Source organism: Olleya sp. NP1-10 (assembly GCF_055804415.1).
The window spans coordinates 551958-566615 of sequence record NZ_CM147840.1 but is presented as its reverse complement, the minus strand read 5'-3'; the positions used below and the strand labels follow the sequence as shown (position 1 = coordinate 566615).

Genomic DNA, 14658 nt, shown 5'->3' with positions numbered 1-14658 from the left:
TCACACGATTCTTAGACGTTATTTTTCAATTTAAAAATTAAAAAAATGCCATTTTATCATAAACTAGGAAAAATTCCACCAAAAAGACACACACAATTCAGAAAGCCAGACGGTTCTCTGTACGCAGAGCAGTTATTTGGTACCATAGGTTTTGACGGTATGTCTACAAACTCATATCATGAGCATAGACCAACGCAAGTTAAAGCTATAAAAAAACAATACAGTGTAGCACCAAAAATTGCTAAAAAAAATCATATACAATCCTATCGTTTAAAAGGATTTCAAGTTAAACCAGAAAACGATTATTTAGAGTCGCGTAAAACCGTATTAATAAATAGCGATTGTAGTATCATTTTGGCAGCACCAAAACAATCAACTAAAGATTATTTTTATAAAAACACAGATGCAGACGAGCTTATCTTTATCCATAAAGGGACAGGTAAGTTACGTACACATTTAGGTAATTTAGACTTCAAATATGGAGACTATTTATTAGTCCCAAGAGGTGTAATTTATAAAATGGATTTTGACACAGAAGACAATAGACTGTTTATTGTCGAGTCTAAAAGACCAATTTACACACCAAAGCGTTACCGCAATTGGTTTGGTCAATTACTAGAGCACTCTCCATTTTGCGAGCGTGATTTAAGACAACCACAAGAGTTAGAGACACACAATCAAAAAGGAGATTTTTTAATTAAAGTTAAAAAGCAAGACGATATTTTTGAAATGGTGTATGCAACGCATCCTTTTGATGTTGTTGGTTATGATGGATATAATTATCCTTATGCATTTTCAATACACGATTTTGAGCCTATAACAGGTCGTATTCACCAACCACCACCAGTGCATCAAACTTTTGAAACAGATGCCTTTGTTGTATGTAGTTTTGTGCCAAGACTATATGACTATCATCCAGATAGTATTCCTGCACCTTATAATCATAGCAATATAGATAGTGATGAGGTGTTGTATTATGTTGATGGAGATTTTATGTCTCGTAACGATATTGATGCAGGACACATATCCTTACATCCTGCAGGAATACCTCATGGTCCACACCCAGGAGCAACAGAGCGAAGTATAGGTAAAGTTAAAACAGACGAATTAGCAGTAATGGTAGATACTTTTAAACCATTAATGGTTACTGAAGAGGCTTTGAAAATTGCAGACGAAGATTACTTTAAATCTTGGTTAGAGTAAGGCTTTTATTTCCACGAAAGTGGTAAACTATTTATTATTAAAACAAAAATAATCACAACAGTGGTTATCAAAATATATATTTATTATGAGTAAAAAAGAAATTGAATCAGTAAACTACGGTTTAGAAAAAATATTTGAAGGTGCACAAGATTTTTTACCACTTTTAGGAACCGATTATGTCGAGTTTTATGTTGGTAATGCAAAACAAGCAGCTCACTTTTATAAAACAGCTTTTGGTTTTCAGTCACATGCCTACAAAGGTCTTGAAACAGGATCTACAGATCAGGTAAGTTATGTCTTAACTCAAGATAAAATTAAGTTGATGCTTACAACGCCTTTAAATAGTAAATCACCAATAAACGACCATATTGTAAAGCATGGTGATGGTGTCAAAGTTGTAGCATTATGGGTTGAAGATGCAAGAAAAGCATATGAAGAAACAACCTCAAGAGGTGCAAAATCCTACATGGAACCAACCGTAGAGTCTGATGAGCATGGTGAGGTTGTAAGAGCAGGAATCTATACTTATGGAGAAACGGTACACATGTTTGTAGAACGTAAAAATTACAAAGGCGCTTTTTTACCAGGTTTTCAAAAATGGGAATCAGATTATAATCCACCAACTGCTGGTTTAAAATACATAGACCATATGGTTGGTAATGTTGGTTGGAACCAAATGGACGTTTGGGTAAAATGGTACGAAGACGTTATGGGATTTGAAAACTTTTTGTCATTTGATGATAAGCAAATTCATACCGAATATTCAGCTTTAATGAGTAAAGTAATGTCCAATGGAAATGGACGAATTAAATTTCCAATTAACGAACCAGCTGAAGGTAAAAAGCGTTCTCAAATAGAAGAGTATTTAGATTTTTATGAAGGTGCAGGAGTGCAACACATTGCTGTAGCTACAGATGATATCTTAAAAACAGTGTCTCAATTAAGAGCCAACGGAGTTGAATTTTTATCTACACCTCCAGACGAGTATTATACGTCTGTACCTGGTAGGCTTGAAGAGTTTAGTCATGAGTTAAAAGAAGATATCGAAAAACTGAAAAGTTTAGGTATTATGATTGATGCAGATGAAGAAGGGTATTTACTTCAAATTTTTACAAAACCAGTAGAAGACAGACCGACTTTGTTTTTTGAAATAATACAACGTATGGGAGCACGTGGTTTTGGAGCAGGTAACTTTAAAGCATTGTTTGAATCTATTGAAAGAGAACAAGCGAAAAGAGGAACACTTTAAGAAATTCATAATTTAATAACAAAAAAATGCCATCAAATATTAAGATGGCATTTTTTTGTTTTATATTTTTGGAATAGTAATTGTAATCTAAGTTTTAAACAATCCATAGCTGTTTACAAATAGCTATATAATTACATGAGTTATGAAAAAACAAATACTTATAATATTAGCAATATTTACAGCAAGTGTATCTTTTGCAGTTCAACAAGAACCTGCGTTTAAAACTGGCGAATGGTTTAAGTTTAAAATGAGTTATAGCGGGTTTTTAAAAGCTGGTAATGCAACATTACAAGTTAAAGAAACTAGTTTAAATGGTAAGCCTGTTTTTCATGTAGTGGGTAAAGGGTGGACCACAGGTATGATTAAGTGGTTTTTTAAAGTAGAGGATCGTTATGAAAGTTATTTTGACAAACAAACCATATTACCTTATAAATTTATAAGAAAAATTAACGAAGGTGGTCATAAAAAAATATCCAAATTGATTTTAATCAATCTAATAAAACAGCTTTAGTATATAACAAAAAGCATGATACTAAAAAGACTCTAACAACAAAAGATAAGGTGCAAGACATGGTGTCTACCTTTTATTATCTTAGAAATAAATTAGATACAAGAACATTAAGTAAAGGAGATGAGATTAAATTAGATATGTTTTTTGATGAAGAAAACTATGGGTTTAAACTTAAATATCTTGGAAAAGAAAACCTAGATACTGACTTTGGAACTGTTGAAACATTAATGTTTAGACCATATGTAATGGCAGGACGTGTATTTAAAGAGGAAGAAAGTTTAACCCTTTGGGTGTCTAATGATAAAAATAAAATACCTTTACGTATAAAAGCAGACTTAGCAGTTGGGTCCTTAAGAGCAGATCTAGAGGCTTACAAAGGTTTAAAGCATAGCTTTAAAATTATAGTAGATTAAATAAGTAATGAGTATAGATAAGAATATAACAGACCAATTAACAGATAAATACAATGCATTGGACCAAAATGTTAATACACATTTGGATGGTTTGTTGCACAGTAAACCCATAGATTACTGGGATTATATTCAGACGGATGCACTTTTAAATTTACAAGTACAACGCACAACTTTACCAGATGAGATGGTGTTTTTAATGTATCATCAAGTTAATGAGTTGTTGTTTAAAATGATTTTATGGGAAATAGATCAAGTTGCCAAACAAGATAATATTTCAGCGTCTTTTTTCGAAACTAAAATCATGCGTATTAGTCGTTATTTTGATGTTTTAACGTCTTCATTTACTGTCATGAAAGACGGAATGGATGTAGGGCAATACAATAAGTTTAGAAGTACATTGACTCCAGCAAGTGGGTTTCAGTCTGCTCAATACAGAAAAATTGAATTTGCTTCAACAGAGCTAATCAATTTAATAGACAATAGATTTAGAGATACTATTGATAGAAACACGTCTTTTGAACATGCTTTTGAACATTTATATTGGCAAGCTGCAGGTAAAGACTACAAAACCGGTAAAAAAAGCTATACATTAACAGTTTTTGAGGACAAATACAAAGACGAATTTATTAGATTTGCAGAATTCTATAACACTCATAACTTGTGGACTATTTTTAAAGGATTACCACAAGAGGTTAGAGAAGATCAAGATTTAATTAAAGCAATGCGTCATTACGACTACACAGTTAATATAACTTGGGTAATGGCACATTATAACACAGCAAATCATTACCTAAATATAGGTGGTAAAACTGCAGAAGCAACAGGAGGAAGCGAATGGGTAAAATATATGCATCCAAAATATCAAAGACGAATATTTTTTCCAGACTTATGGAGCAAACAAGAACTGCAAGATTGGGGCAAAAATGTATAATACTTCTTATAATTACATTAGCAATATATAGTTGCAAAGAAGATAAAGTAAAACCAGTTGAAACAGTATTAGTAGAAGAACCAGAAGACGTTTATGAATTTGGTTTTAAACTAGAAGATTACGTTGTTAAGCGTGACACTATTAAAAAAGGAGATAGTTTTGGCGAGATTCTTCAGCGCAATAAAATAGATTACTCTAAAATTTTCCAAATAGCAGAACAAACAAAAGATAGTTTTGATATAAGACGTCTACAAGTTGGTAAACCTTATACGTTATTATGTTCTAATGACTCACTACAAGAGCCTAAGTGTTTTATTTATCAGCCTACAAAAACAGATTATGTTGTTATAAACTTTCAAGATTCAATACATGCTTATTCAAGTACAAAGCCAATTAAGTTTGTAGAAAAAGAAGTCTCGGGTGTTATTGAATCTAATATTTCTGAAGCTTTAGCAAAACAAGGTAAAAGTGTCTTGTTAGCCTATAAAATGTCCGATATTTATGCATGGACTATTGACTTTTTTAGACTTCAAAAAAACGATAAATTCAAACTTATTTATACCGAAAAATATATTGATGATAGCATTTACGCAGGAATAGATAATATTAAAGCAGCCTACTTCCAACATAACGGAGAACCTTTTTATGCTTTCGAGTTTGAAACTGATACAGTAAAAGGACTAAAAGATTACTTCTCTGAAGATGCTAAAAATTTACGTCGTGCTTTTTTGAAAGCACCAGTTGAGTATAAGCGAATTTCTTCTAGATACAATTTAAATCGTAGGATTGCTTTATACGGTAATCGTGTACGTCCGCATAGAGGGACGGATTTTGCAGCAAATATTGGTACGCCAATCAGAGCTACTGCAAATGGTACTGTAGTTCAATCTCGTTATAGTAAATCTGCAGGTAATTTTGTAGCAGTTAAGCATAATAGTACTTACACTACTAAGTATTTTCATATGCAAAAAAGAAATGCTAAAGTTGGTGATTTTGTAAAGCAAGGAGATGTTATTGGTTATGTTGGTATGACTGGAAATACTTCAGGACCTCATGTGTGTTATCGTTTTTGGAAAAATGGTAAAGAAGTTGATCCTTTCAAACAAAAATTACCAGAAGCTGAGCCTATTTCGGATAGTTTAAAAACGGAGTACATAAAATTTATAGAACCACTTAAAATTCAATTAGACGGAATAGATTTTATTTCGCCTATAGAAGAAGAGCAAATTTTAGATATACAAACTAGTACTGAAAATTTAATTACATATACTAACCATGACACTACCATCAATCAACCCAACAAGCACTAAAGCTTGGCAAAAATTAAAAGATCATTTTGAAGCTTCAAAAGATTTAAAAATGAAAGAGTTATTTGCTCAAAATAAAGACAGAGCAAATCAGATGACTATTAATTGGGAAGATTTTTACGTAGATTATTCAAAAAACAGAATCACTTCAGAAACTATTACACTTCTTTTAGAATTAGCTGAAGAAACTAAGTTAAAAGATGCTATACAAGCACAATTTTCTGGAGAAGTAATTAATAAAACAGAAGACAGAGAAGTGTTACATACAGCTTTACGTGCTAAAGCAACAGATACCGTTTTGGTAAATGGTGAAAATGTAATGCCAGAAATTTTTGAAGTTAAAGAGAAAATTGAAGCATTTTCTAATCAAATTATTTCGGGTCAACTTAAAGGTTTTACAGGTAAAGCATTTACAGATGTTGTTAATATAGGTATTGGAGGTAGTGATTTAGGACCTGCTATGGTAGTAGACTCATTACAGTATTATAAAAATCACTTAACAACACATTTTGTTAGTAATGTAGATGGTGACCATGTAAATGAAGTGTTAAAAACGCTAAATCCTGAAACTACATTATTTGTAATAGTTTCTAAAACATTTACAACTCAAGAAACCTTATCTAATGCCAATACAATAAGAACATGGTTTTTAGAACATGCAAAACAAGAAGATGTTGCAAAACATTTTGTAGCAGTATCTACAAACATTGAAAAAGTAAAAGCATTTGGGATAGATCAAGATAATATGTTCCCGATGTGGAACTGGGTTGGCGGACGTTTTTCGCTTTGGAGTGCAGTAGGATTAACTATTAGTTTATCTATAGGTTTTAAAAACTTTGATGCATTGTTATCTGGTGCCAACGCTATGGATACGCATTTTAAAACAGAAGAATTTGATAAAAATATCCCAGTAATATTAGCTTTACTTAGTGTTTGGTATAATAACTTTTTTAAGTCTGAAAGCGAAGCTGTAATACCTTATACACAATACTTAACTCAGTTTGCAACTTATTTGCAACAAGGTATAATGGAAAGTAATGGTAAAAGTGTAGATCGAAATGGTGCAAAAATAGACTATCAAACCGGAACTATTATTTGGGGAGAACCAGGTACAAACTCGCAACATGCTTTTTTTCAGTTAATCCATCAAGGAACTAAACTAATTCCTGCAGATTTTATAGGTTTTGCAAAATCGCTCCATGGTAACCAAGACCATCAAGATAAGTTAATGTCTAACTTTTTTGCTCAAACGGAAGCTTTATTAAACGGAAAGACTAAAGAGGAGGTTAAAGCTGAATTTGAATCTCAAAATACGTCTTCAGAAAAAATAAAACAATTAACTCCTTTTAAAGTATTTGAAGGTAATAAACCTACTAATACTATTTTAATAAAACAATTAACTCCAGAAAGCTTAGGGAAACTAATAGCGATGTACGAGCATAAAATATTTGTTCAAGGTATTATTTGGAATATTTATAGCTATGATCAGTTTGGTGTTGAGCTTGGAAAGCAATTAGCTAATAAAATTTTAAAAGAATTTGACAACGCTAATTTTGACAATCATGATGTTTCTACTCTTAATTTATTAGAATTCTATAAAAATTTAAGATAAAAAATAATAATTACGATTTTTCTTACCTTTTTTAATGTTTTATTTTAGTTTTGTTAAACTTAGTGTTAACACATTTGTTAACATTAAGTTAATATTGTAATTATATTTAGTCGTATTTTTGCAAAAGAATTTGAATAAACAAATCTTAAATTAACAAAATGAAAAACACAATTAAAGTTATGTTTTTTGCAGTAGCATTTATGTGTACTGCATTTACAATGGCCCAAAGTACTGTTACGGGAACGGTAATGGATGCCGAATTAAACTCTGCGTTACCTAGTGCAACAATTGTTGAAAAAGGAACGACAAATGGAACGACTACTGATTTTGATGGTACATTCTCACTTACTACTCAGTCTAGTTCAGGTGTACTTGAAATTTCATATGTAGGTTTTGGGAAAATTACTAAGTCTTTTAATGGAGATACTGATTTAGGTAATCTGTCTTTATTTTCGGACAACTCTTTAGATGAGGTTGTAATTGTTGGTACTGGAGTAATAGATTTAGCAGCAGGTAGACAAACACCAGTAGCTGTTTCTACTATTAGAGGAAAAGACATTCAATTAAAAGCATCTGGTAACGTTGAATTTGGTGAGTCTTTAAAAAACACACCATCTGTATATGTATCTAATCAAGCTGGAGGATTTGGTGATAGCCAAATATTTTTAAGAGGTTTTGACCAAGTTAACACAGGTTACTTATTAAATGGTCAACCAATTAATGGAATGGAAGACGGAAGAATGTACTGGTCAAATTGGTCAGGTATGAGTGATGTTGCTAACGCTGTTCAAATCCAACGTGGATTAGGAGCATCAAAATTAGCAATTTCTTCAGTTGGAGGTACAGTAAATATTGTATCAAAAACTACAGAAAATAAAGAAGGTGGTTTTATCCGTTTTTTAGGAGGTAACGATAGTTATGCTAAAGCAACAGCTTCTTATAGTTCAGGTTTAAAAGAAAGCGGTTGGGCTTACACAATTTTAGTTGACCACTGGCAAGCACACAGGAAATATGCTGCTGGTACTGCAGGTCAAGGACAAAACTATTTATTCTCTGTAGGATATAAGCCTAATGATGAGCATACTTTTAACTTCTTGTTAACTGGTGCTCCACAATGGCATGATCAAAATTACTCTAGTGATTTACAAGATTATGAAGATTATGGTGAAAAATATAACCCAAACACAGGTTTCTTAGAAGGATCTCGTTATACTGAAAGAAGAAACTACTACCATAAGCCAGTAGCAAACTTAAACTGGGATTATGAAATTAAGGAAGGATTAGAATTATCATCTGTATTATATGCATCATGGGGACGTGGTGGTGGAACCGGAAATGTTGGTAATGGAAGAGTTCGTACTGATTTGGGAGAAATTGATTTTGATCAAATTGTTGAAAATAACGTCAATACTGCTACAGATGGTGTAGGTAATTTTGGAGATTCTTACTTAAGAAGATCTTCTGTAAATAACCATAACTGGTATGGTATACTTTCTAATTTAAATGTTGAAATGAATGACAATTGGTCATTTAATATTGGTGTTGATGGAAGAACCTACACAGGAGAACACTTTAGACAAATAAATGATTATTTAGGTTTAACTGGTTATAATGATAATTTTAGAACTGATAGACCTGGTGATTACGTGATAACAGAGAGTTTTGAGGCTAATCCATGGTCTGCTTTATTTGATTATGCAGATGATGATCAAAGATATGATAGAAACTACTCTGAGTATATAAACTATTTAGGAGGTTTTGGACAAGTAGAATATAAAAACGATAGCTTTTCTGCATTTTTTCAAGGTGCTTTATCTACTCAGTCTTATCAAAGAGAAGGAAAGTTTACTGGAACTGGAGATGGTTTAGGTAAATCAGAAAAAATAACTAAAACAGGTTATAACTTAAAAGGAGGTTTAGCTTATAAATTTAATGAAAAACACTCTATTTTTGGTAATGCTGGTTTCTTTTCTCGCCAACCATTTTTAGATAATATTTTTGCAGATATCTTATACTCTAATGAGATAGTAGACCCTGAAGTTGAAAATGAAGAAATTACAGGTTTAGAAGCTGGTTATAGATTTAAAGCAGGTGAATGGAGAATTAATGTTGATGTTTACTCATCTAATTGGGGTAACAGATTTTTAACTTTTGGTACAGATTTAGAAGGAGCGGATGGTGAATTAGGTAATGATGATGATGAATTTGGTACTTACAGATTAACAGATGTTAGACAGGTGCATACAGGTGTAGAATTTGATTTTGAGTATAGACCTACCGCTTCTTCTTTAAGCTTTAGAGGTTACGGTTCTGTTGGAAACTGGAAATATGATGGTGAAACACCATATACTTTACAAAATACTGACACTGGTGATTTTATAATAACTGATGGTGTAGTTGATTTAACTGATGTAAAGATTGGTAATGCGCCTCAAACGTCTTTTGGAGCTGGTATTAGAGCTAACTTATTTGAAGGGTTATCTGTTGATATGGATTATAATATTTATTCAGATTTATATGAGTTTGTTGACCCAGAAGAAGTTGCAGCTACTGCAATAGCGGGTGGTAAATATAGATCTAAAAGATTGGCTTCTTACACCTTAGCTGATGCAGGATTAACTTACAAATTTGATTTAGGATCTAATAAAATGACTTTTAGAGCTAACGTTTATAATTTATTTAACGAAGCATATATTAACCAAAGAGATGCATTTGGTTATTATTTAGGAGTTGGAAGAACTTATAACGCTAGTTTACGTTATAACTTCTAAATCTAATTAATAATAAGATTTTAAAAGCCTCTTCAATATGAAGAGGCTTTTTTTATGCAATTAATTATTACCTTTATCCTTTAATTTAATAAACAGAAAATATATGTATTCAACACTTAAAATATTACATCGTTATTGGGCTTATTTAGTGCTTTTTATGATAGTAATAGCAACCTTTAATGCTTTATATAAATCAATTACTAAAAAAGAGTATGAAGCGCGTGATTTTAGGATGTCTTTATTCACTTTAATTGTGTCTCATATACATTTATTAATTGGCATGGTATTGTGGTTTGCTGCAGACTACTTTAGTGAAATGAGTATGGGTGAAATCATGAAGAATGCAACTATGAGATCTAATGTTGTCGAGCATCCTTTAACTATGATTATTGCTGTAGCTTTAATAACTATTGGATATTCTAAGCACAAAAAGAAATTAACCTCAAAAAATAAGCTTAAGACAATTGCTATATTTTATACTTTAGCATTAATACTAGTTTTAGCTAAAATACCATGGAAGATTTGGTTAGGTTTATAGAATCAAAAAAGCGACCCTTAGGGTCGCTTTTTATTGTGTTAATAGAAAACTAATCTTCTATATTTTATTTAGTTTTAGTGTCATTTACTTCTTTAATTAAATAAATGTATACGGGAAAGTGATCGCTAAATCCATTAGTAAATCCACCATCTGCAAAGCTTCTTAATGGATAACCTTTATAACGTCCTTTTTTATTTACTAAATAGTACTTATTAAAAATCCCTGCTTTATAGTATGTAAGGTTAGAATAATCTTTATCTAAAAATGGTTTAGTAATCATAATTTGATCAAATAAACTCCAAGCATCTCTATATGCAGTAGTACCTAAACCTTCTTTTTTAAACATATCAATATAAGGGTTGTAAATACCTTTAAAATCAACTTTGTCTTTGTTTCTTTCGGCTTTTAAAACGTCCTTAACACTAGCATTGGTAGGGTCATCATTTAAATCTCCCATTGTAATAATTTTAGCATACGGATCTACAGATTGTAAACTGTCAATAATTCTTTTGTTAAGCTTTGCAGCAGCAACACGTTTTGGTCTACTTTTAGCTTCACCACCACTTCTAGAAGGCCAATGGTTTACAATGACGTGTATTTTTTCTCCTTCTAAACGACCTGTAACTAATAATTGATCTCTAGTATTGATACGTTTTCTTGTTTTGTCATCATATATTTTAAGCGTGTGCGTGCTTTTTGTCATGACTTGAAATAATGACTTCTGATATAATAAGGCGACGTCAATACTTCTGTTGTCAGGACCGTCAAAATGTACTATGCCATAATCTTTACCAAGTAGTAAAGGGTCGTTGGCAACATCTTCAATGACATTAACGTTTTCTACTTCACAAATTCCAATTAAAGCAGGCGTGTTATTTGTAACTTCACTACCTATGTCTGCAATTACACGAGCCATGTTGTGGACTTTTTTCTTGTAGATTTCAGACCTATTAGCTTTGATTTCCATCATTGGGCTAGCTTCATCGTATTTAGTAGGATCGTTAATTGTATCAAATAGGTTTTCTAGGTTATAAAAGGCTACTGTATGGACCTTGTATTTCTTCTTTTCTTGAGCGTTTAAACTTACAAAAGCTGTAAGTAAAAATGTTGTAAACCAAAGTTTTAAGTGTGTCATTATGATTTTGTGTTATGTTAACGTTATCTTAAATACAAAACGCTTGCCAAAAGTATATATTTATTAGAAATAATGTAAATTTGCACGCTTTAAATAATCATTATTTAACGTACCAACAATTAATTAACTATAATTTATAGTATGAAAAAAAGTTATTTATTTTTCTTATTAGGGATTCTTTCAACGTTTACACTTGTTGCACAACAGACTACCGTTAAAGGTAGTGTTAAGGATGCTGTAACCGATGAGCCTATTCCTGATGTAACCGTTACCATTGAAAAATCATTATTATCAGAACAAACTGATGGTTTTGGACAATTTACCTTTACAAGTGAAATACCTCTAGGTGAACAAATTCTTAAAATTGAAAAAGAAGGTTATCAAACCAAAAGATATCCTATTATTGTTAATCAAGGTAAAACACTTGATATACAGGATATGACATTAGATGTGTCTATAGCTAACGAACAAGACTTGTTTACAATTACTTTATCTGACGACGAATTAAATGATGATACTAGTGGATCTGATAATATCTCAGGATTACTATCATCATCACAAGATATTTTTCAACGTACAGCTGCATTTGAGTTTAGCTCATCATTTTTTAGAGTTAAAGGTTTAGACTCAGATAACGCCAAGGTCCTAATTAATGGAGTAGAAATGAATAAGCAAGACACAGGTCGTCCACAATGGAGTAATTGGGGAGGATTAAACGACGTTGTACGTAACCAAGAGTTAAGTACTGGGTTGTCACCATCTGCTTATAGTTTTGGAGGTGTTTTAGGAACAACAAACATAAATACTAGAGCTTCTAATTATAGAGAAGGTGGGCGTATCACCTATTCATCTTCAAATAGAAGTTATACTAACCGATTAATGGCTAGTTATGCTTCTGGATTAATGGAAGACGGTTGGGCTTACACACTTATGGTAGGTAGACGTTGGGGAGATGAAGGGTATCAAGATGCTACTTTATATGATTCTAACTCGCTTTTTGCTTCTGTAGAAAAGAAAATTAATGATAAACACAGTATTAACTTTACTTCAATTTACGCTCCAAACCGTAGAGGTAAATCATCTCCAAATACACAAGAAGTATATGATTTAAAAGGTATTAAGTATAATGAATACTGGGGAAATTATGATGGAGAGAAGAAAAATTCGCGTATTAAAGAAGTTGAAGAACCAATTTTATTATTAAATCACTTTTGGGACATATCAGATAAGACAAGTTTAAATACTAACATTGGTTACCAATTTGGTAAAGTTGGTAATAGTCGTATTGATTATGGTGGTGGATCAAACCCAAGTCCTGCATATTATCAAGATTTACCAAGTTACTCTGTAGCAGATGAAGATTATGCTGCAGCATATATTGCTGAGCAACAATTTCTAAATGATGGACAGATTGACTGGGACAGAATAGTGGATGCCAATCTAACTAATAATATTTCTGGTACAAATGCTGCTTATGTATTATACGAGGATAGAAATGACGATAAACTTTTAACTGTTAATACCATTTTTAATACAGAATTAAATGAAAATATTTTATTTAATGGAGCTATTAACTATCGTAGATTACGATCAGAAAACTTTGCTGAAATCATTGATTTACTAGGAAGTACTACAGGAGTTTTAAACATAGATTCTTTTGATGGTTTTCAATATGACTTATTAAATCCTAATCAAGTTGCTTATGTAGGAGATAAATTTAGATATAATTACAATTTATATTCAAATGAAATATCAGGGTTTGCACAAGCACAATTTAAATACAATAAAGTAGATTTCTATTTATCAGGTAGCATAACTAAAACAGATTACCAGAGAGAAGGATTATATCAAAATGAAGCAAATGTTACTTTAGATACTGATGATAATGTAATAGCTGACAATTCTTATGGTAAAGGTGATAAAATAGACTTTACAGGTTATGGAGCTAAAGGAGGATTTACCTATAAGATTTCAGGAAAGCATTTATTAGATTTTAATGGTGGTTATATAGCTAAAGCACCTTCTTTAAGAAATACTTTTACTAACTCAAGAGCAAATAATGATTACGTTGGAGTTGTTAACGGAGTAGATATAACAGGTCAAGATATTACTGAAGAAAAAGTGATGTCCCTAGATGCAAGTTATATTTTTAGATCACCAATAGTGAAAGCTAAATTGACAGGTTTTTATACTAAAATTCAGGATGCTAACGAAACCTCTTTTTACTATGCAGATGGTATTGGTGGATTTATAACCTCTGATGGTATCGTTGAAACTAATGCTTTAGTTTCAGAGGTGTTACAAGGTGTTGATAAAAAACATATTGGTTTTGAATTAGGGATTGAAGCTCAAGTTACACCAACAATTAAGTTAAAAGGAGCAGCTTCTGTAGGAGAGTACACTTATGAAAACAATCCTAATTTATATGTGTCTTCAGATAGTCAAGTTTCAAATTTTGGAGAAGCTTATTTAAAAGATTATAAAGTTGCTGGAGGTCCACAAAGAGCAGCATCTATTGGTTTTGAATACCGTGACCCTGATTATTGGTGGTTTGGTGCTACAGCTAACTTTTTCTCAAACGCTTATATAGATGTAAGTCCATTAAACAGAACTTCTAATTTTTATCTTAATCCTTCAGATGGTTTACCATTTAATGATTATGATACTGAAATTGCTAAAGAATTGCTTAAGCAAGAACAGTTTGATGACTATATGGTAGTAAATTTAGTAGGAGGTAAATCTTGGAAAATTGGCGATAAATATGTTGGTTTTTTTGCAAGTGTAGGAAACCTTTTAGATAAAGTTTATAAAACAGGAGGTTTTGAGCAAGGTAGAAATGCAAATTATCAAGAACTTAAAGAAGATGTAAGTCTTGAAAAAAGAGTTTTTGGTCCTAAGTATTGGTATGGTAGAGGCGCTAATTACTTTGTAAATGTGTATCTTAGATTTTAAAAAAGGAAAAGAAAAATTATTAATAATTAATATTAC

General features: G+C 31.6%; 9 protein-coding genes and 1 pseudogene. 9 read left to right on the top strand and 1 reads right to left on the bottom strand.

Translation table 11 applies throughout. The annotated features are described in order from the left end of the window. Positions 1–45: 45 nt before the first annotated feature. The 8 genes and pseudogenes from AC0L4B_RS02620 (at position 46) to AC0L4B_RS02585 (ending at position 10535) form a co-directional block, all read left to right on the top strand. The gene (locus AC0L4B_RS02620) at positions 46–1203 is read left to right on the top strand and encodes a homogentisate 1,2-dioxygenase (RefSeq protein WP_473438426.1); all 1158 of its coding nucleotides are present in this window, start codon (positions 46–48) and stop codon (positions 1201–1203) included. 85 nt (positions 1204–1288) lie between these two features. Beyond that, positions 1289–2452: a 4-hydroxyphenylpyruvate dioxygenase gene (gene hppD / locus AC0L4B_RS02615; protein WP_028291610.1), complete on the top strand. Its 1164-nt coding sequence runs from the start codon at positions 1289–1291 to the stop codon at positions 2450–2452. A 142-nt stretch (positions 2453–2594) separates the two neighbouring features. After that, positions 2595–3376, top strand: a pseudogene (locus AC0L4B_RS02610) (DUF3108 domain-containing protein). A 7-nt stretch (positions 3377–3383) separates the two neighbouring features. After that, complete coding sequence (locus AC0L4B_RS02605) at positions 3384–4307, top strand: tryptophan 2,3-dioxygenase family protein (RefSeq protein ID WP_473438425.1); 924 nt, start codon at positions 3384–3386, stop codon at positions 4305–4307. Continuing rightward, positions 4265–5617, top strand: a complete 1353-nt coding sequence (locus tag AC0L4B_RS02600) for a peptidoglycan DD-metalloendopeptidase family protein (protein ID WP_473438424.1) — start codon at positions 4265–4267, stop codon at positions 5615–5617. The genes AC0L4B_RS02605 and AC0L4B_RS02600 overlap by 43 nt, the downstream gene beginning before the upstream one ends. Next, on the top strand, positions 5583–7226 hold the full coding sequence (gene pgi / locus AC0L4B_RS02595) for a glucose-6-phosphate isomerase (protein ID WP_473438423.1): 1644 nt from the start codon (positions 5583–5585) through the stop codon (positions 7224–7226). Before AC0L4B_RS02600 ends, pgi begins: the two co-directional genes overlap by 35 nt. A 158-nt stretch (positions 7227–7384) precedes the next feature. Beyond that, a complete protein-coding gene (locus AC0L4B_RS02590; RefSeq protein ID WP_473438422.1) occupies positions 7385–9997 on the top strand; it encodes a TonB-dependent receptor in 2613 nt (870 codons plus the stop codon). 103 nt (positions 9998–10100) lie between these two features. Next, positions 10101–10535 carry a hypothetical protein gene (locus tag AC0L4B_RS02585; protein ID WP_473438421.1) on the top strand — a complete coding sequence of 145 codons (435 nt, stop codon included), beginning with the start codon at positions 10101–10103 and terminating at the stop codon, positions 10533–10535. Positions 10536–10599: 64 nt separating this feature from the next. Here the strand turns inward: AC0L4B_RS02585 and AC0L4B_RS02580 are convergent, their stop codons facing one another. Next, positions 10600–11670, bottom strand: coding sequence for an endonuclease/exonuclease/phosphatase family protein (locus tag AC0L4B_RS02580; protein WP_473438420.1), 1071 nt, complete (start codon positions 11668–11670; stop codon positions 10600–10602). A 141-nt stretch (positions 11671–11811) separates the two neighbouring features. Here AC0L4B_RS02580 and AC0L4B_RS02575 point away from each other — a divergent pair, with 141 nt between their 5' ends. Continuing rightward, positions 11812–14622 carry a carboxypeptidase-like regulatory domain-containing protein gene (locus tag AC0L4B_RS02575; RefSeq protein WP_473438419.1) on the top strand — a complete coding sequence of 937 codons (2811 nt, stop codon included), beginning with the start codon at positions 11812–11814 and terminating at the stop codon, positions 14620–14622. Positions 14623–14658: the final 36 nt, after the last annotated feature.